Origin of the sequence: Acuticoccus sediminis (assembly GCF_003258595.1) — a bacterium.
Classification (GTDB): Bacteria; Pseudomonadota; Alphaproteobacteria; order Rhizobiales; family Amorphaceae; genus Acuticoccus; species Acuticoccus sediminis.
In genome coordinates this window covers 583,853-603,037 of the sequence record NZ_QHHQ01000001.1, presented here as the reverse complement: position 1 = coordinate 603,037, position 19,185 = coordinate 583,853, and the positions used below count along the sequence as shown (strand labels likewise).

The 19,185-nt window shown below is 67.5% G+C and carries 17 protein-coding genes; 9 read left to right on the top strand and 8 right to left on the bottom strand.

Translation table 11 applies throughout. From position 1 onward, the window contains the following. Window positions 1–57 precede the first annotated feature (57 nt). The 6 genes from DLJ53_RS02595 to DLJ53_RS02570 all read right to left on the bottom strand — a co-directional run bounded on the left by DLJ53_RS02595 (window position 58) and on the right by DLJ53_RS02570 (window position 7,979). Window positions 58–1,644, bottom strand: a complete 1,587-nt coding sequence (locus DLJ53_RS02595) for an ABC transporter substrate-binding protein (protein ID WP_162408795.1) — start codon at window positions 1,642–1,644, stop codon at window positions 58–60. 380 nt (window positions 1,645–2,024) lie between these two features. After that, a complete protein-coding gene (locus tag DLJ53_RS02590; protein ID WP_162408793.1) occupies window positions 2,025–3,617 on the bottom strand; it encodes an ABC transporter substrate-binding protein in 1,593 nt (530 codons plus the stop codon). Between the two features lie 202 nt (window positions 3,618–3,819). After that, on the bottom strand, window positions 3,820–4,914 hold the full coding sequence (locus DLJ53_RS02585; RefSeq protein ID WP_111342082.1) for an ABC transporter ATP-binding protein: 1,095 nt from the start codon (window positions 4,912–4,914) through the stop codon (window positions 3,820–3,822). A gap of 19 nt (window positions 4,915–4,933) precedes the next feature. Beyond that, entirely contained in the window at window positions 4,934–5,764 is an 831-nt protein-coding gene (locus DLJ53_RS02580) for a carbohydrate ABC transporter permease (protein WP_244934990.1), read from the bottom strand. After that, on the bottom strand, window positions 5,761–6,612 hold the full coding sequence (locus DLJ53_RS02575; protein ID WP_111343988.1) for a carbohydrate ABC transporter permease: 852 nt from the start codon (window positions 6,610–6,612) through the stop codon (window positions 5,761–5,763). The genes DLJ53_RS02580 and DLJ53_RS02575 overlap by 4 nt, the downstream gene beginning before the upstream one ends. 92 nt (window positions 6,613–6,704) lie before the next feature. Continuing rightward, a complete protein-coding gene (locus DLJ53_RS02570; RefSeq protein ID WP_111342080.1) occupies window positions 6,705–7,979 on the bottom strand; it encodes an ABC transporter substrate-binding protein in 1,275 nt (424 codons plus the stop codon). 323 nt (window positions 7,980–8,302) lie between these two features. Here DLJ53_RS02570 and DLJ53_RS02565 point away from each other — a divergent pair, with 323 nt between their 5' ends. From DLJ53_RS02565 to DLJ53_RS02550, 4 genes are read left to right on the top strand one after another with little or no spacing between them, the layout of a single operon-like run. After that, entirely contained in the window at window positions 8,303–9,304 is a 1,002-nt protein-coding gene (locus DLJ53_RS02565; RefSeq protein ID WP_211100535.1) for a TRAP transporter substrate-binding protein, read from the top strand. A 4-nt stretch (window positions 9,305–9,308) separates the two neighbouring features. Next, window positions 9,309–9,902 carry a TRAP transporter small permease gene (locus DLJ53_RS02560; protein ID WP_111342078.1) on the top strand — a complete coding sequence of 198 codons (594 nt, stop codon included), beginning with the start codon at window positions 9,309–9,311 and terminating at the stop codon, window positions 9,900–9,902. Continuing rightward, window positions 9,902–11,203 (top strand): TRAP transporter large permease, encoded by a 1,302-nt coding sequence (locus tag DLJ53_RS02555; protein WP_111342076.1) that lies wholly within the window; start codon window positions 9,902–9,904, stop codon window positions 11,201–11,203. The genes DLJ53_RS02560 and DLJ53_RS02555 overlap by 1 nt, the downstream gene beginning before the upstream one ends. 6 nt (window positions 11,204–11,209) lie before the next feature. Further along, window positions 11,210–11,974 (top strand): aspartate/glutamate racemase family protein, encoded by a 765-nt coding sequence (locus tag DLJ53_RS02550; protein WP_111342074.1) that lies wholly within the window; start codon window positions 11,210–11,212, stop codon window positions 11,972–11,974. 58 nt (window positions 11,975–12,032) lie between these two features. On the opposite strand, the gene DLJ53_RS02545 is transcribed toward DLJ53_RS02550, so the two are convergent. After that, window positions 12,033–13,751, bottom strand: a complete 1,719-nt coding sequence (locus DLJ53_RS02545; protein WP_111342072.1) for a methyl-accepting chemotaxis protein — start codon at window positions 13,749–13,751, stop codon at window positions 12,033–12,035. Window positions 13,752–13,919: 168 nt separating this feature from the next. Here DLJ53_RS02545 and DLJ53_RS02540 point away from each other — a divergent pair, with 168 nt between their 5' ends. Continuing rightward, window positions 13,920–15,533 (top strand): AMP-binding protein, encoded by a 1,614-nt coding sequence (locus tag DLJ53_RS02540; RefSeq protein ID WP_111342070.1) that lies wholly within the window; start codon window positions 13,920–13,922, stop codon window positions 15,531–15,533. A 57-nt stretch (window positions 15,534–15,590) separates the two neighbouring features. On the opposite strand, the gene DLJ53_RS02535 is transcribed toward DLJ53_RS02540, so the two are convergent. Further along, a complete protein-coding gene (locus tag DLJ53_RS02535) occupies window positions 15,591–16,007 on the bottom strand; it encodes a DUF5818 domain-containing protein (protein ID WP_111342068.1) in 417 nt (138 codons plus the stop codon). A gap of 164 nt (window positions 16,008–16,171) precedes the next feature. Here DLJ53_RS02535 and DLJ53_RS02530 point away from each other — a divergent pair, with 164 nt between their 5' ends. From DLJ53_RS02530 to DLJ53_RS02515, 4 genes are all read left to right on the top strand, one after another. Then, window positions 16,172–16,399, top strand: coding sequence for a DUF1328 domain-containing protein (locus DLJ53_RS02530; protein ID WP_111342066.1), 228 nt, complete (start codon window positions 16,172–16,174; stop codon window positions 16,397–16,399). A 94-nt stretch (window positions 16,400–16,493) separates the two neighbouring features. Further along, window positions 16,494–17,393 carry a histone deacetylase family protein gene (locus DLJ53_RS02525; protein ID WP_244934989.1) on the top strand — a complete coding sequence of 300 codons (900 nt, stop codon included), beginning with the start codon at window positions 16,494–16,496 and terminating at the stop codon, window positions 17,391–17,393. Between the two features lie 105 nt (window positions 17,394–17,498). Continuing rightward, complete coding sequence (gene pyrB / locus DLJ53_RS02520) at window positions 17,499–18,515, top strand: aspartate carbamoyltransferase (protein ID WP_111342064.1); 1,017 nt, start codon at window positions 17,499–17,501, stop codon at window positions 18,513–18,515. Window positions 18,516–18,631: 116 nt separating this feature from the next. Next, window positions 18,632–19,177, top strand: coding sequence for a hypothetical protein (locus DLJ53_RS02515; RefSeq protein ID WP_111342062.1), 546 nt, complete (start codon window positions 18,632–18,634; stop codon window positions 19,175–19,177). Window positions 19,178–19,185 lie beyond the last annotated feature (8 nt).

Below are 19,185 nucleotides of genomic sequence, written 5' to 3'. Positions count from 1 at the left end.
GCCCGACAGAATTGACCGCCCGACGGATCGGGCGGCCAACGTTTAGGCTATTGGAGCTTACTGCTCCATCCAGACATCGGCGAAGTTGGTGTAAACGCCGAGCGGACCTGTGGATTCCAGATTCTTCACCATGTCGTTGTAGACGGTGACGAACTCCATCTCATGCATGAAGACGATCGGCGAGGCCTCGACGACCAGCTGCTGGAATTCTTTATAGAGCGCCGCCCGCTTCTCGGGATCGGTCTCCGTCGTCGCAGCGTCCATCAGCTCGTCCGTGCGCGGGGACGACCACTTCATGCCGTTCACGAACACGGTGCCCGGACGGATCTGGTTCGAATGGAACTGGCGGTGAACGCCGAGCACCGGGTCGGGCAGACCGTACAGGAAGTTGGAGCTGAACTGGTAGTCGTAGTCCGTGTAGACGCGCTTCAGCCAGGTCGCGACGTCCTCGTAGCGCAGGTCCACCGCGATATCGAGCTGGCCGAGAGCCTGCTTCACGTACTCGCCGAGACGGCTCCACTCCTCGCCGTAGGGCGTGATGTCGTGGGTCACGGTGAAGCGCACGCCGTCCGACCCGACCGGGTAGCCGGCCTCGTCGAGGAGCGCGGCGGCCTTCTCCATCCGGTCGTCGACGGTGAAGTCGATGACCTCGTCGGTGTAGAGGCCGGTCGGCTTGAACAGCGAGGAGATCGGTCCGGTCGCGGGCTTGCCGAAGCCGAACCAGATGTTGTCGATCACGAACTGCCGGTCGAGCGCATAGGCGATCGCCTGCCGCACCTTCGGATCGTCGAAGGGCTTCACCTCGGTGTTGAACTGGACCTGCATGATCGGGGCGATGTAGCCATAGCCCTCGGTCGTCACGTCGATGTACGGCAGCTGCGAGAGGCGCTCGACGTCGAAGTAGGGGACCGCGCCGAAGGCACCGTACTGGACCTCCTCGCTCTCCACCGCCGCGGTGCGGGTGGCCGCGTCGGCGATGAAGCGAACGACGATCCGGTCGAGGTACGGCTTGCCGTCCTGCCAGTAGTCCTCGTTCTTGTCGAAGCGGACGTACTGGCCCTTCTTCCACTCGACGAACTTGAACGGGCCGGTGCCGATGGGCTTGTTGGCCGTCTCGTTCTCGCGCGGGTTGCCGCCCTCGAAGAGGTGCTTGGCGACGATCGGGCTCTCGTAGCCGTTGAGCGCGACCATCAGGTACGGCGCCGGCTCGGCGAGATGGAACACCGCCGTCATGTCGTCGGGCGTGTCGACCGACTCGATGACCTTCAGCGTGGAGCCGCCGCGCGGGTGGATCTCACGCAGGACGTCCATGATGCCGTACTGCACGTCGGCGGAGGTGAACGGCTCGCCGTCGTGCCACTTCACGCCTTCCTGGAGGTGGAAGGTGATGGTGAGGCCGTCGTCGCTGACCTCCCAGGACTTGGCGAGGCCCGGCATGATCTTGAAGTCGGGACCGACCGTGATGAGACCTTCGTACACCTTGCTGGCGACCTGACCGATGGGGCCGGAGGTCGACAGGTACGGCGCGAGGTTGGGCGGCTCCGGCTGCACGACCATCACCAAAGTGCCGCCGCTTTCCTGAGCGGCGACGGGCGTCACCGCCAGGCCGACGGCAACGCCGACGGCGGCCAGCAGAGTCTTCAAAGACGACATAGGCTCCCCATTTCGAAAAACGTCGCGAATGCCCGCCCGATCTCATCGGTGTTGTGAGACATCAGCGGGCGATCACGCGATTCTTATCCGCTTTCATATTGATCACGAACGGGCGCCCCTGGCCGGAACTGCACAAATTTTACCAAAAACGCTAGGCAATCCGTCCAAACATTGAACAGCCTGAAGGCGTAACTGCTTTTCAGGTCGTCACATCCGTTCGGGCGGACCTCGCAGTCTGCCACGGTCATAACGTGTACTTAAACGCCCGCCGCCACCGCGCGAACGCGCGATGGCATGCCGTTTAAGATGTACCCTGATTGACCGCCAACGCAATCGGCCGCCCGCCGGAACGGACGGCCGGGGCAGGTCGCCTACTGTTCCAGCCAGAGATCGGCGAAGTTCGAGTAGACGCCCAGCGGGCCGTTCGACTCCACGTTCTTCAGCGACGCGTTGTAGACGGTCGCGAACTCCATCTCGTGCATGAACGCGATGGGCGCCGCCTCGACGACCTTCTTCTGGAACTCGGCGTAGAGGGCGGCCCGCTTGGCGGGGTCGATCTCGGTGCGGGCCTTGTCCATCAGCTCGTCTGTCTCCGGCGAGGACCAGTTCATGGCGTTCACGAACACCGTGCCCGGGCGGATCTGGTCGGAGTGGAACTGGCGGTGCACGCCCAGCACCGGGTCGGGCAGCGTGTAGAGGTAGTTCGAGCTGAACTCGTAGTCGTAGTCCGTGTAGAGGCGCTTGAGCCAGGTGGGCACGTCCTCGTGGCGCAGCTCGACCTCGATGCCGACCTCGCCGAGGGCCTGCTTGACGTACTCGCCGAGCCGGACGAACTCCTCGTTGTAGGGCATGATGTCGTGCGTCACGCGGAAGCGCACGCCGTCGTCACCGCGCGGATAGCCGGCCTCGTCGAGGAGCGCCTCGGCCCGCTCGACACGGTCCTCGACCCCGTAGTCCATCACGTCGTCCGAGTAGAGGTCCGTCGCCTCGAACAGGGACGCGATCGGTCCGGTCGCGGGCTTGCCGAAGCCGAACCAGATGTTGTCGATCACGAACTGCCGGTCCAGCGCATAGGACACCGCCTGACGCACGCGCTTGTCGTCGAACGGCTTGTTCGCGGTGTTGAACTGGATCTGCATCAGAGGCGCGATGTAGCCGTAGCCCTTCGTCGTGGTCTCGATGTACGGCAGCTCCGCGAGGCGCTCGACGTCGAAGTTCGGGATCGCGCCGAAGGCGCCGTAGTGCACCTCCTCGCTCTCCATCGCCGCGGTGCGGGTGGCGGCGTCGGAGATGAACCGGGCGACGATCCGGTCGAGGTAGGGCTTGCCCTCCTGCCAGTAGTCCTCGTTCTTGTCGAGGCGGACGTACTGGCCCTTCTTCCATTCGACGAACTTGAACGGACCCGTGCCGACCGGCTTGTTGGCCGTCTCGTTCTGGCGCGGATCGGTCCCCTCGAAGAGGTGCCTGGCGACGATCGGGCTCTCGTAGCCGTTCAGCGCGACCATCAGGTACGGCGCCGGCTCGGAGAGATGGAACACCGCCGTCATGTCGTCGGGCGTGTCGACCGAGTCGACGACGCTGAGCGTCAGCGCGCCGCGCGGGTGCACCTCCCGCAGGACGTCCATGATGGAATACTGCACGTCGGCGGAGGTGAACGGCTCACCGTCGTGCCAGGTGACGCCGTCCTGGAGGTGGAAGGTGATGGTGAGGCCGTCGTCGCTGACCTCCCAGGATTTGGCGAGGCTGGGCTCGATCGCGTAATCCTCGCCGACCGTGATCAGACCCTCGTAGATCTTGCTGGTGATCTGCCCGATCGGCCCGGAGGTCGACAGGTACGGCGCGAGGTTCGGCGGCTTGGGCTGCACGAGCATGACCATGGTGCCGCCGCTTTCCTGGGCGGCGACGGGCGTCACCGCCAGGCCGACGGCGACGCCGAGGGCGGCCAGCATGGTTTTGAAAGACATAAGCTCCCCGTTGGATAGGACACAAAGAGGATCCACGACTCCAAGATTAGGAATGAAACAGCGTGTGTGGATCGCAGGTGTCATAGCCGCTTTGGGCTGGGTATCGAACACTCATCGTGAGCGATTTATGCAAACATATCGCACAAATGGTACATTTCGTGTCCAAATTTTGGGCAATGGCGCAAATATAACTATAACTTTTCTAGCCTGATCGGTCAGAAAATGCGGCGAAACCGCAGGGCTTGAAAATATGTACTTTTGACATATTCGCGCGAAGACTCACGAATTGACCTTCGCTCACCGTCGGATCGCCGGGGAGGCGGGCGACGGTCATTCCGCCGCCCGCCTCCCGAACGTGGACGAGGTGGCTCTCGCCCAGCGCCTCGACGAGCTCGACGGACCCGTCGACCGTCCCCTCGCCCCGCCCGGCGAGCGCGAAATCCTCGGCGCGGATCCCCACGGTGACTGTCTCACCGGCCGTGATCGCCCCAGCGCCGCGCGGCACGCTCAACACGGTCGAACCGTCCCGCAACCGGACCGCGTCGACGGTCACCCCGACGACCTCCATCGGCCGCAGGTTCATGGTCGGCGACCCGAGGAAGGTGGCGACGAAGAGGTTCGCCGGGCGGTGGTAAAGCTCGAGCGGGGTGCCGACCTGCTCGACCCGCCCCGCGTTCAGGACGACGATCCGGTCCGCCAGCGTCATCGCCTCGACCTGGTCGTGGGTGACGTAGATCATCGTCGCGTCGAGCCTGCGGTGCAGGCGCTGGATCTCGAGGCGCGTCGCCGCCCGCAGGCCGGCGTCGAGGTTGGAGAGCGGCTCGTCGAACAGGAACACCTTCGGATCGCGCACGATGGCCCGGCCGATGGCGACGCGCTGGCGCTGCCCGCCGGAGAGCTGCCGCGGCAGCCGGTCCAGCAGGGCGGTCAGCTCGAGAGCGTCGGCCGCCGCCTCCACCCGGGCGCGGACCCCGGCCCGGCCGAGCCGGGACCGGCGGAGCCCGAAGGCCATGTTCTGGAACACCGTCATGTGCGGGTAGAGCGCGTAGCTCTGGAAGACCATCGCGATCCCGCGCTCGGCCGGCGGCCTCGCGTTGACGCGCTCGCCGTCGATCAGGATGTCGCCGCGGCTCGCGTCTTCCAGCCCGGCGATCAGGCGCAGCAGGGTGGACTTGCCGCAGCCCGACGGGCCCACGAACACCACGAACTCCCGGTCCGCGATGGTGAGATCGATGTCCGTCAGCACCTCCACCTCGCGGTAGGCCTTGGCGATGCCCTTCAACGTCACGCTGGCCACGGTGCCGCCCCCCGCCCGCTCATCCCTTCACCGCCCCTGCCGCGAGACCGCCGACGATCTTCCCCTGGAACACCAGAACGAGGACGATCAGCGGTACCGTCACCACCACCGACGCCGCCATGATGCTCCCCCATGGCAGCTCGTAGCCGCTGCTGCCTGACAGCAGCGCGATCGCCACCGGGACCGTGCGCACCTCGTTCGACAGCGTGAACGTCAGCGCGAACAGGAACTCGTTCCACGCGACGATGAAGGAGAGGAGCCCGGTCGTGACCATCGCCGGCCACAGGAGCGGCAGGAACACCCGCACGATCACCTCGATGGGGCTGGCCCCGTCGACGTAGGCGGCGTCCTCCAGCTCCCTCGGAAGCTGGCGCATGAAGGTCGTCAGCACCCACACCGTGAACGGCAGCGTCAGGATGAGATTGGCGAGCACGAGGCTCGACAGCGTGTTGTAGATGCCGAGCCAGCGCACCAGCTCGAACATGCCCGACAGCACCGCCACCTGCGGGAACATCGACACCGCGAGGATCGTCATCAGCAGAAGCGTCCGGCCCCGGAAGGCCACGCGGGCGAGCGCGAAGGCCGCCGTCACGCCGAGCGCCAGCGCGATCGCGACCACCGCGAACGCGACGACGACCGAGTTGAGGATGTTCCGCGCGAACGGCTGGTCGCGGAAGACGGCGCGGTAGTTCTCCAGCGTGGGCTGCGGCAGGAGGTGCACCGCGAAGAGCTCCGACGGCGGCGTGAAGCTCGACACGACGGCGTAGTAGAACGGGAACAGCGCCACGACGGCGATCAGCGTGACCAGCGCCGCGAACGCCACCCGTGCCGGCAGGCTCCACCCCGTCACGACCGCTCCCCCGCGAGGTCGACGCGGCCGAGCACGATGTAGGCGATCGTCAGCAGCGCGATGATCAGGAAGAGCAGCGTCGCGGCGGCCGATCCGTAGCCGACGTCCTGGAAGTCGACGAGCTGCTGGCGCGCATAGACCGACATCGACATCGTGTCCTCCGCGTTCGAGGTGAGCACGTAGATGAGGTCGAAGACGCGCAGCGCGTCGAGCGCGCGGAAGATCACCGCCACCGCGATCGCGGGGTAGATCAGCGGCAGCGTCACGCGGAAGAACACCGTCGTCGGGTGGACGCCGTCGATCCGGGCGGCCTCGTAGCAGTCGCCCGGCAGGAGCTGCAGCGCGGCGAGGATGAGGAGCGCCATGAACGGCGTCGCCTTCCACACGTCCACCATGATGACGGCGGCCATCGCTGTATTGGGGTCCGCCGTCCAGGCGATCGGCGCGGCGATGATCCCGAGGCCGAGGAGCATCGCGTTGATGACCCCGAACTGGTCGTTGAGCATCCAGGCCCACATCTGCGCCGACACGATGGTCGGCACCGCCCACGGAATGAGCACGACCGCCCGCACCAGCCCGCGCCCCGGGAACGGCACGTTCAGCGTCAGCGCAACGACGAGGCCGAATGCCAGCTCGAGGCTGACCGAGACGAGGGTGAAGCGGATGGTATTCCAAACGGCGGTCCACCAGACCGGGTCCGCCATCAGGCCGCCCCAGGTGCCGTTGGCGAAGTTCTCGAAGCCGACGAAACTGTAGCTGTCCAGTGAGTTCAGCGTCGCGTCGGTGAAGGCGAACATGATCGTCCGGGCGAGCGGCCAGGCCGCCACCGCCGCCAGCACCACCAGCATCGGCGCCAGAAGAAGCGCGGCGGAGCGCACCTTTGCGCGGGTCAGCTCGCCCGTCTGCCTGACGACCGTGGGACCGCCGCCAGCCACCGCCCCTACCAGCCGCGCCGCTTGATGCGGTTCAGCTCGCCCGCGAGGCGCCCCAGCGCCGCCTCCGGCTCGGCCCCGACCGACAGCACGTCGTGGACCGCGTTGAAGACCGCGTTCGAGACGCGATTGTACTTGTCCTTCGTCACCGCCGACGGCCGCGCCACCGCGTGCGCGAAGGTCTCGGCCATCGCCTCGAGGTAGGGAAGCTTCGCCTTCAGGTCGGGGTCGTCATAGAGGGCCTCGATCGTCGGGTTGAAGCCGCCCTCCAGCGCCCTGCGCTTCTGAACCTCCTGCGACGTCAGATACCTGACGAGGTCGGCCGCGAGCTCCGGATGGTTCGAGTAGCGCGACACCGCGAGGAGCTGGCCGCCCAGGGTGCCCGTCGGATGCCCCTCCGGCCCGTGCGGCAGCGGCACGACCTCAACCTTGCCGGCCACCTGGCTCTCCGGGGCATTGGCGAGCGCGTAGGCATACGGCCAGTTGCGCATGAAGACGGCCTGGCCGGACTGGAAGACGCCGCGCGACTCCTCCTCGGCGTAGTTGAGGACGCCCTTCGGCGTGATGGTGTCCACCCAGCCCGCCGCGGTGGTGAGCGCCGCCGCGGCCTCCGGGTTGTCGACGGTCACCGCGCCCGTCTCGTCCACCACCGTGCCGCCGCCATAGCTGTCGATCCATTCGAGCGCGTTGCAGAAGAGGCCCTCGTAGGCGCGGCCCTGGAAGACGAAGCCCCACATGTCGCGGTTGCCGGCGGCCCGCTCGCCGTCCATCACGGTGCGCGCCGTCTCGGTCAGCTCGTCCCAGGTCGCGGGCGGCTCGGCGCCGTAGGCGGCAAGCAGGTCGGCGCGGTAGTAGAGCAGCCCCGCGTCCGCGAACCAGGGCATCGCCTTCAGCTCCCCGTCCACCGTCGCAGCCTCGATCAGCGAGGGGAAGTTCTGCGCCTCGGCGCCGCCCATCAGCGGCGCGAGATCGACCAGGTGGTCGCCGAGGAGACCGGGCCAGATGACGTCGATCTGGTAGACGTCGATGTCGCTGCCGCGGGCGGACAGGATCTGCTGATAGAGGGCCAGCCGCTCGGTCGCCGAATTCGGCGTCGACACGATCTTGACGTCGTTTCCGGTATCACTGCCCCATTGTCGGGCAGCTTCGGTGCAGAGGGTGAGTTCGATGCCGAGCGCGCTGCAGGCGAGAGAGATCGTCGCAGCCCGGGCCGGAGGCAGCGGCAACAGCACCCACGCGATCGACAACACGCCGCCAAGAGCTGCCGCTCGCCGTCCCGCCATCGCGTTGTCTCCCGGGTCGTTATGGCCTGTTCTTATGATCTCACGCCATTTCGTTCCGAATCTGCCGCGCTTTGGCCACGGGTCAACTGCGTCGTTGCGTTTTCTGCACTTGGCCATGTCCGTGAGCGGGCGGACCAATCCGCGCCGGAGCCGGAAAAATCTCACGTCCCCGCACGCTTTGACTGGACGGACCCCCGATGCGTCGGCCACCTTTCCGACCGGAGCGTGGATCGCAATCCGCGTCCCCACCATTGTGGCATGCCAAATGCACCAAGGCGGAGCGATCCGTGCCCCCGGGCCGATATCAACAGAACGAGGAGTGCATGATGAAACTGAGCGGAACGCGCACCATCGCAGCCGCGCTGGGTGTTGCCGTCCTGGCAGCGGCCGTCCCGGCGAGTGCAGCCACCACCTGGCTGATGGCGTCGGGCTATCCGGAAGAGAACTTCCACACGAAGAACATCCGCATGTTCATCGACGAGGTGGAGGACAAGTCCGGCGGCGAGCTCACCATCGACCTCCAGCCGAACGACTCGCTCATCAAGCTCGACTCGATCAAGCGTGCGGTGCAGTCCGGCCAGATCCCGATCGGCGAGATCCGCCTCGGCGTCTATGGCAACGAAGACCCGATGTACATCCTCGCGGGCCTGCCCTTCATCGCCCCGACCTATGAGGCCGCATGGGAGCTGAAGGACGCCCAGAAGCCCTACTTCGACAAGCTGTTCGACGAAGCGGGCATGAAGGTCCTCTTCTACTCGCCGTGGCCGGGCCAGGGCTTCTACACCAAGTTTCCGGTCAACGGTCCGGACGACTTCGCGGGCGTGAAGCTGCGCATCTACTCGACCTCGACCCAGGAGATGGGTGAGCTCCTCGGCTTCCAGGCGACCATCCTGCCGTTCGCCGAGATCCCGCAGGCGTTCTCCACCGGCCTGATCGAGGCGCTGTTCACAAGCCCGCAGACCGGCATCGACATCCAGGCGTGGGACAACACCGACTACTACACCGACGTCGGCGCCCTCTACTCCAAGAATGCCGTGATCGTCTCCAAGGCCGCCTTCGACGCGCTCGACGAGGCGACCCAGACGGTCATCCTCGAGGCCGCCAAGACGGCCGAGAAGCGCGCCTGGGAAATGTCCGAGGCGACCACCACCGAGCAGAAGGGCATCCTCAAGGAGCACGGCATGACCGTCACCGAAGCTCCCGAGTCGCTCGTCGAGAAGATGACCGAGATCGGCGGCAAGATGCTCGTGACCTGGAAGGAGTCGGCCAGCCCCGAGGCGGTCGAAGCCGTCACCCCGTTCTTCAAGTCGAAGGGCCTCGAGTAATCTGATGACCCAAAGCGGCCGAACCGGACCCCTTCGTCACACGCTCGACGGGGTCTATCTCGTGAGTGGCGTTCTCGCCGGGTTGTTTCTCATGGGGATCGCGCTCAGCATCATCGCGCAGATCATCGGCCGCTTTGTCGGCGTGACCATTGACGGAACGGAGCTGGCCGGCTTCTGCATGGCCGCCTCCACCTTCCTGGGCCTCGCCTACACGCTGAAAAGCGGCACCCACGTGCGCGTCAACCTCGCGACGCGTGGGCTGCCCGCGGGGATCAAGCAGGTCGTCGAGGTGCTGTGCTGCCTCATCGGCCTCGCCGCCTCCGCCTACTTCACCTACTTCTCGATCCGCCTTGCCATGCAGTCCTACCAGTTCGGCGACGTCTCGCCCGGACTGATCGCGGCCCCGTTCTGGATCCCGCAGACCGGCATGGCCATCGGCGGCGGCCTCCTCGTCATCGCCTTCGTCGACGAGCTGATCCTGGTGCTGAAGGGGGAGATGCCCGGCTACCAGACCGAGGAAGGCGTCCTCGCCGGCAAGCCGATCGACTCGACCAACCCCGATGCCGGAATGCCGGCCGACGTGGAGCGTTCCATCTGATGGCTGCCGGCGTACTCGCGACCATTCTCTTCACCGTCATGCTGATCCTGCTCGCGGGAGGCGTGTGGATCGCCGTCTCGCTCGGGATCGTCGGGTGGGTCGCCCTCGAATTCTTCACCCCGGCTCCGGCCGGTTCGCTGCTCGCCTCCACCGTCTGGGATTCGTCCTGGAACTGGGCGCTTACCGCGCTGCCGCTGTTCGTGTGGATGGGCGAGATCCTCTTCCGGACCCGGCTCTCGCAGGACATGTTCCTCGGCCTCTCGGCATGGCTGTCGTGGTTGCCGGGGCGCCTCGTCCACGTCAACATCGTCGGCTGCGGGATCATGGCGGCGGTGGCCGGCTCGTCGGCGGTCACCTGCGCCACGGTCGGCCGCATCTCGCTGCCCGAGCTGAAGGCCCGCGGCTACGACGAGCGGATGATCCTCGGCACCCTCGCCGGCTCCGGCACCCTCGGGCTCCTCATCCCGCCGTCGATCATGCTGATCGTCTACGGCGTCATCTCGCAGCAGTCGATCTCGCGCCTCTTCATGGCCGGCGTGCTTCCGGGCATCCTCATCATCGCCCTCTTCATGGGCTACGTGATGATCTGGTCCTGGCTCCGCCCCGAGCTGACCCCGGCCGACACCGAGAAGCTGTCGCTGAAGGAGAAGCTCTGGCGCTCGCGCTACCTGATCCCGGTGATGCTCCTCATCATCGCCGTGCTGGGCTCGATCTACGGCGGGTTCGCGACGCCGACCGAGGCGGCGACCGTCGGCGTGATCGGCTCGCTGATCCTCGCGGGCTTCTCGCGCAGCCTGACGCCGAAGACCTTCATGGACACTCTGCTCGGCGCCGTCCGCACCTCGTGCATGATCACCTTCATCCTGGTGACGGCCGCGTTCCTGTCGATGGCGATGGGCTTCACCGGCATCCCGCGGCACCTCGCGACCTGGGTCGATTCACTGCACCTTTCGCCCTACGCGCTGCTCTTCGTGCTCGGCATCTTCTACATCATCCTCGGCTGCTTCCTGGACGGCGTGTCGATGCTGGTGCTGACGGCAACGGTGGTGCTGCCGATGGTCAAGGCCGCCGGGATCGACCTCCTGTGGTTCGGCATCTTCGCGGTGATCGTCGTGGAGGCGGCGCAGATCACGCCACCGGTGGGTTTCAACCTCTTCGTGCTGCAAGGGATGAGCGGACGGGATATCCTTCACATCACCAAGGCCGCGATGCCGTTCTTCTTCCTGATGATGCTCGGCCTCGTCATCATCACCCTGGTGCCGCAGATCGTGACGATCCTGCCGCAGACCATGATGCGATAGGTTCCCGTGCGGCTGCTCTTCCTCAATCCCAATACGTCCACCAGCCTCACGGACCGCATGGCGAGCGCCGTGCGCCCCTACCTCGCGCCCACGACCGAGCTCGTCCCCGCGACCGCGGCGCGGGGGTTTCCCTACATTTCCTCGCGGGCGGAGGCGGACGTCTCCGCCTCCATAGTCTTGGAGATGATCGCCGAGCATGAGGGCGACGTGGACGCCGTCGTCGTCGCCGCGTTCGGCGACCCCGGCCTCTATTCGGCGCGCGAGCTCTACGACATCCCCATCGTCGGTGTCGCGGAGGCGGCGATCCTGACCGCCTGCGCCGTCGGCGACCGGTTCGGCATCGTGACCTTCTCGCAGGTGATGTCGACCTGGTACCTCGACTCGGTCTCGCGGGCCCGGCTCGACGCCCGTTTCACCGGCGTGCGCGTCCCCTCGCAGCCCGCGCCCCCGAGCGGGATCGACACCGTGCAGGAGACGCTCGGCGATCAGCTGGTGGAGCTGGTCGACACCGCCGTCACCACCGACAAGGCGGACGTCGTGATCATCGGCGGCGCCCCGCTGGCGGGCTTCGCCGCCACGGTGGAGGACCGCGTCGCGGTCCCCGTCATCGACCCCGTTGTCGCCGGCGTGCTCTATGCCGAAATGCTGGTCCGCCTCGGACTCTCGGCGCCGCTGAAGGGGGCCTACGCGCGCCCGCCGGCCAAGCCGTCGATCGGTCTGCCGCCGGCCCTCGCGAGACGCATCGGCGGCCCCATCGACCGCCTCTCCTGATCCCGGCCGACCGCCGCACCCTGCTCCGGCCGACGCGACGGGGCAGGCCGGCGAGGCGTCAGCCCGCCATCCGCCCCGCGTGGTCGTCGTTGGAGTGGCGCAGGCTGTCCAGGAAGCCGTGCACGGCCCCGGCGACACCGGTGCTGCGCCCGCGCAGCGATGACGACGCGGACCACAGGACGTCGATCGCCTCGCCCGTCTCCTCCGCGCTCATCCGCAGGTGGCTCATGTTGTCGCCGATGGTCTTGGACGAGGTCGACGCGTCAGAGATGCTCTTGGCGATCTCCTGGATCGCCTCGACCTGCTGGTCGAGCGCGCTCGCCATCGCGTCGGTGTTCGTCGAGACCTGGTTGATGATCTCGACGATTCCGTGGATCGCATTGACGCTCTGGTCGGTCTCGGCCTGGATGGCGCGGATCTGGCCCTCGATCTCCGCTGTCGCCTTCGCCGTCTGCTCGGCGAGGCCCTTCACCTCCTGCGCGACGATGGTGAAGCCCTTGCCCGCCTCGCCGGCCCGTGCCGCCTCGATGGTGGCGTTGAGGGCGAGGAGGTTCGTCTGCTCCGCGATCGAGTTGATCAGCTGGGTGACTTCCCCGATGCTGCGGCTCTTCTCCATCAGCGCGTTGACCGAGGTGGTCGCCCCTTCCGCCATCGTGACGGCCTGCCGCGTCGTCGTGGCGGTGCCGTCGACCTGCCGGCTGATCTCCTGAGCGCTGGAGGAGAGCTCCTCGGCGGCCGTCGCGACCGTCTCCACGCTCGCCATCCCCTCCTCGCAGACGAGGAAGGTGTCGTTGGCCATGCGCCGCATCTTCTCCGACAGCGTGCGGAGCAGCTCGGCGCGCTCGACCATCGAGCCGACCTCGCTGTCCATGCCGCCGACTTCGGACGAGACCTTCGCGTCGAGCGCGTCGGCCATCGCGTTCATCTCCCGCGCCCGCTCGGCGGCCCGCTCGCCCTCCTGCCGCTCCCGGGCCCTCTGCATCTCCATCCGCTCGATCACGCCGTCGCGCAGCGAGCCGACCGCCCGTGCGATCTTGCCGATGTCGTCGGCGCGGTCCTGGTAACCGGTGTCCTCGACCACCTCGTTGTTGGCGATGCGCTCCACCGTGTCGGCGATCCTCGAGGCGGGACGCGACAGGTCGCGGGCGACCAGCCAGGAGGCGAACGCGACGATCAGCATGGCGCCGAGGGTGATGCCCGTCGCGACCCATGTCAGGTGCGCGAATTTCGCGTCGACGCGGATGGTATAGATGCCGGTGCCGACGAAGTAGCCCCACGGCTTGATCGGGTAGGCGTAGGAGAGCTTGTGCTCCGGCGTCTTCGAGCCTGCCGGCTCCCACCAGTAGTCGGCCCGCCCGCCGCCGTCGCTTGCCGCCGCGGCGAGGCGCTGCACCACCTTGTTGCCCTTCGGGTCGGTCAGGCCCCACAGGTTGCGCGACTCGAGCTCCGGCTTCGCGGGGTGGACGACGTTGATCCCCTGCTCGTCGAAGACGAACAGATACTCCTTGTGGTCGTCGTACCACATGGCCCGGATCGCCCGCTTGTACTCGTCCTTCGCCGCCTCCTCGGTCATCCGGCCGGCCTCTGCCTCCCCGGCGAGCTGCAGGCCGAGATTGCGGGCGACCTCGGCGATGGCCCGGGCCTTGTCGGCCTCGAGCTCCACCGCGTACCGATGCGCCTGGGGAATGATCGCAAGGGCCAGGCCGGCCAGCGTCAGAACGCTGATCCCGGTCAGACCCCAAAGTTTCGCGGCAATGGAGAGCCGATTCAGGAGCATAATTTCATCCAAATTCTGATAATGATCCCTCGGTGCTGGCCCAACCTTCACCAGGACGATGGACCGGGGCTTGTTGGTCGGGGCGAGTTCGGCGCAACTCTGCTTTCGGCCCGACGCGCGGCCGCCATCGCCAGCGCCGCCGAGACGCGATGAGGAGACGCAACGACCATGGATGAACGCGGCCTTGAGAAGTGTGACGCCAACTTCCGTGCGATCACACCGCTGAATTTCCTTGCCAGGACCGCCGCCGTATTTCCCGAGAAGACCGCCATCGTCCACGGCGACTTCTCGCAGACCTGGGGCGAGACCGACGTGCGCGCCCGCCGCCTCGCCGCCGGCCTCCGCGCACGCGGGATCGAGCCGGGCGACGTGGTCGCGATCCTGGCCCCCAACACCCCGGCCTTCGTCGAGGCCAGCTTCGCCGTGCCGATCGCCGGCGCCGTCATCCTGACGCTCAACACGCGCCTCGACGCCGGAACGCTCCGCTACTGCCTGGAGCATTCCGAGACGAAGATGGTGCTGGTCGATTCCGAACTCGCGTCGCGCCTCGGCGAGGCCGTCGAGGAGATGGAGAGCCGCCCCCTCATCGTGCGCATCGAGGACATCCTCGCCAAGCCGACCGAGGGCCCGTACGATCTCACCTACGAAGAGCTCTTCGCCGACGAGCCGATGGCCTACGTGCCGCCGAAGGACGAGTGGACCTCGTTCACCCTCTCCTACACCTCGGGCACGACCGGCCGGCCCAAGGGCGTGGTCTACTCGCACCGCGGCGTCGCCATGGGCGCGATCTCCAACGCCCTCGACTGGGCGATGCCGCACTTCCCCGTGTACCTGTGGACGCTGCCGATGTTCCACTGCCACGGCTGGTGCTTCCCATTCACCATCGCGATGAAGGCCGGCGTCAACGTGTGCTGCCGCCAGGTCTCCGCCGACGCCATCGTCGAGGCATTCGAGAAGTACGGCGTAACCCACTTCTGCGGCGCGCCCATCGTCATGCAGATGGCGGTCGAGGGATGCCAGAAGCGCGGCTTCAAGTCCCCGCACACCATCCGCATGATGACCGCCGCCGCCCCGCCGCCCGCCGTCGTGATCCAGCGCATGGAGGAGGTCGGCATCGACGTCACCCACGTCTACGGCCTCACCGAGGTCTACGGCCCGTGCGTCGTGTCGGCCTGGAAGCCGGAGTGGGACGAGAAGCCGGTCGAGGAGCGCGCCCGCATCAAGGCCCGCCAGGGCGTCAACTACACGCTCCAGGAGGGTCTCAGCGTGCGCGACCCGGAGACGATGGAGGACGTCCCCTCCAACGGCGAGGCGGTCGGCGAGATCATGATGTACGGCAACATCGTCATGAAGGGCTACCTGAAGGACGAGGAGGCGACCCAGAAGGCCTTCGCCGGCGGCATGTTCCACTCCGGCGACCTCGCCGTGCGCCACCCGGACGGCTACGTCGAGATCAAGGACCGCGCCAAGGACATCATCATCTCCGGCGGCGAGAACATCTCCTCCATCGAGGTGGAGGACGCGCTCTACGCGCACCCGGCGGTCGCCTCGGCCGCGGTGGTGGCGATGCCGAGCGAGCGGTGGGGCGAGACGCCCTGCGCCTTCGTGGAGCTGGTGGAGGGCGCGCAGGCCGACGAGGCCGAGCTGATCGCCTGGGTGCGCGAGCGCATCGCCCACTACAAGGCGCCGAAGAAGGTCGTGTTCGAGCCGATGCCGAAGACGTCCACCGGCAAGATCCAGAAGTTCGCGCTACGTCAGCGCGCGAAGGAGCTCGCGAGCTGACGCGAGCCGGAGCCGCGCGGCACCGGTGACCCCGGCGCCGCGCGAAAGGCCCGGGCCTTATTTCTTGATGTGCTCGAGCGTCTCGACAAGGATGACTTCCTTGCTCTCGAGGCAGAAGTTGGCCGACGGGTCGATGGTGCCGGTCAGGCGCACGTAGGCGCCGTCGTCGGTCGCGTCGATGTTGCCCTCGAGCGCGTAGACCTTCCCCTCCTTGGTGTGGATCACCGGGCACTCGTCGCCCGGACCGATCCGCCCTTCCAGCGTCAGCTTCGGCCCCTCGGCCGGCGGCGTGCCGGGATCGTCCACGGTGGGGATCGTCGTCGTCACCGTCGACTCGTCCGCCGGATTGGTCGGCGTCCCGTCCGACGCGACGGTCGGCACGGTCGTGTCGCTCGACGTCTGTGCCTGTACCGCCGTGGTCGCCAGGAGGGTCATGAGCGCCATCAACGCGGCGCCCGTCAGTGTCTTCGTCATCGAGGTGTCCCTTTCGCAACGGCTAGGCCGCATCGTTGGGGTGACGATAGTTCAGGACGGGGCAAAATGGCGAGTACCCGGCGGAGTTCGCACGTCGCAGGGAACCCAGAAGGAAGTCCGTTAGTTAATCGAGCAATACGATTTCACTACCTGAACGGTGTCACATGGACTTCCTGACCTGGGCTATCATCTTCGCGGTGATCGCGGTCATCGCCGGCGTGTTCGGCTTCACCGGGATCGCAGCGGGCGCGGCGACCGTCGCGCGTATCCTCTTCTTCATCTTCGTGGTCATCGCGGTGATCTTCCTGATCCTCATGCTGGTGGGCGGTGCGGCCGTCGCCGCCCCCGCCGCACTCGCGGCCGTCGCGGCAGCGCCCGCCGTCCTCGTCTAGCCCAACTCGGGAGGCGGCCACCCGGCCGCCTCCCGCCGCCTTTTCACGGCCGCCACTTCGCCCTAGCTTGTTGCAGCGAACCAGCGAGCGGCCCTTGCTTCCCGTCGTCCACAATCCCCGCTACCAGGCCGTCTTCCCCCCGGGACACCGCTTCCCGATGGGCAAGTACGGCGCCGTGGCGCGCGTCCTCGCCGACCTCGGCTTCGGCCCGTTCTACGAACCGGCCCCCGCGCCGGCCGAGTGGATCGCCCTCGCCCACGACCGCGCCTACGTCGACCAGGTCCTTTCCGCCGACGTGCCGGCGAAGGTCGCCCGCGAGATCGGCTTTCCCATGACCGACAGCGTCGCCCTTCGTGCCCGCACCGCGTCCGCCGGGACCACGCTCACCGCCCGCCTCGCCCTCGAGCACGGCATCGCCTGCAACACTGCCGGCGGCAGCCATCACGCACGGCGCGAGCAGGGCGCGGGCTTCTGCGTCTTCAACGACGTTGCCGTGGCGATCCGCGTCCTGCAGGCGGACCGCGCCATCGGCCGCGCGCTGGTGTTCGACTGCGACGTCCACCAGGGCGACGGAACCGCCTGGATCTTCGAGCGCGACCCGGCCGTCTCCACGGTCTCGATCCATGGCGAGCACAACTACCCCGTCCGCAAGGCGCCTTCGACGCTCGACGTCCCGCTTCCCGACGGGACGGAGGACGAGGCCTACCTCGCCGTGCTCGACGAGACCTTGGAAGCCGCGCTCGCCATGCCGGCCGACATCGTCTTCTACAACGCCGGCGTCGACCCGCACCGCGACGACCGCCTCGGCCGCCTCGCGCTGACGGACCGCGGCCTCGCCGAGCGCGACCGCCGCGTCATCGCCGCGGTGCAGCGGCGCGGGCTGCCGTTCGTCGGCGTCCTCGGCGGCGGCTACATGACCGACGTGGAGACGCTGGCCCGCCGCCACGCGATCCTCCACCTCATGGCCCGCGAGGCGATGGGCGTGAGCACATAGGCGGTCACGGCACCCATCGGTGCAATGCCGCCATCCACGGCCTTTCCGCCCTAGCGTACCTTTCACGGAAGGGATAAGAGAGCCCGGAGCTACCGAGGGGCTGCCATGGACGCCTTCACCATCGCCGAGCCACCCGAGACACCTCTGCGACATGTGCTGACATCCAGTCAGTTCGACAGGCGGTTCCTCAATTACCTCTGCCAATTGACGAACACGATCCGCCGGTTCGACAAGAGCCGGGAGGGCCTCGCCTACCTCGGGTCGCTGCTCTCGCACAAACGCGCGATGCTGTACTTCACGCAGCCCTCGACGCGCACCTTCCTCTCGTTCCACTCCGCCTGCCACATCCTCGGCATCACCGCCTCGGAGATCCGCGACTCGGCAACCTCGTCGGAGCGCAAGGGCGAGAGCGTCGAGGACTCGCTGCGGACCTTCTCGTCCTACGTCGACCTCATCATCATGCGCTCGCCCATCCCGGGCCTGTGCGACCGGACGGCCCAGCTTCTCGACGCGACGCCGCGCCCGGTGCCGATCATCAACGCCGGCTCGGGCCCCGACGAGCATCCGACGCAGGCCCTCCTCGACATCTACACCCTCACCCGATCGCTGCGGATGCGCGGCGGGATCGACGGCAAGACGATCTGCATGGTCGGCGACCTGCGCCGCGGCCGCACGGTCCGCTCCCTCGCCCGGCTGCTCGCGAACTACGAGGGTGTGCGGATCATCTTCTCCTCCCCGCCCGCCTTCCGGATCGCCCAGGACCTGCGCACCGACCTTGCCGCCGCGGGTGTCGCGTTCGAGGAGACCGACGCCTTCCTCCCGGCGATCGCCGAGGCGGATGCCGTCTACATGACGCGGATCCAGGACGAGTACGACGTCGGCGACGAGTCCGGCGCGCTCGACTACTCGAAGTACCACCTGCGCGCCGAGCACCTGCCGAGCCTGCGGGACGACTGCGTGATCATGCACCCGCTGCCCCGCCGCGACGAGCTGGACCCGGAGATCGACCACGACCCGCGCGCCAAGTACTGGCGGCAGGAGCGCAACGGCATGTGGGTCCGCGCGGCGGTGCTGACGATGCTGTTCGGCGTCGACGATCGCATCCAGCTTCCGGAACTCTGAGCACGCCCGGCGGACGGCACCCCGTGCGTGGCCCTGACAGGCCCCTGTGGCGGCGTCGCCTCTGCACCGCAATCCTGACCCCGGCGGCACTCCTCCCCGCCTGTGCGAGCGCCCACGTGCCGCCAGAGGGCCTCGCGGGCGTCACCGCCGGAGCGACCCAGCTCGTCCTCTATTCGAACCTGACGTTCGCACTGGCCGCCGGGGCGATCGCCGCCAGCGCCATGGAGCGACGCGTCGCGACGACCGCCGCCGTCTGCCTCGTCGCCGGCTTCGTGGCGGGCCTCGCGACACCGCCGCTCCAGTACATGCTGTGGATGATGCCGGCGCTCCTCGGCACCGCCGGGGCCGTCGGCGCGGTGCTCGTCGCGACGGCGCGCATGCCGCGGCCGCTGGCGGAGGGTCTGGCGCTTGTGCTCGGCTGGGCCATGGGCATCGCGACGGCGCCCGAGCACGGCTCAACGGGCGCCGTCATCGCCTCGATCGCCGGGACCCTCGGCGGAGCGCTCCTCGGGATGGGCCTGCTGGCGGCCCTCCTCGCCCTCGTGCAGCGATTGCTGGGAGCGATGATCGGGGCGATCGCGCGGCGCGTCCTCGGCGCATGGACCCTCGCGATCGCCATGATGATGCTGGCGCTCTACGCAGCCCCGGCCTTCAAGGGCTAGAGGCGCGC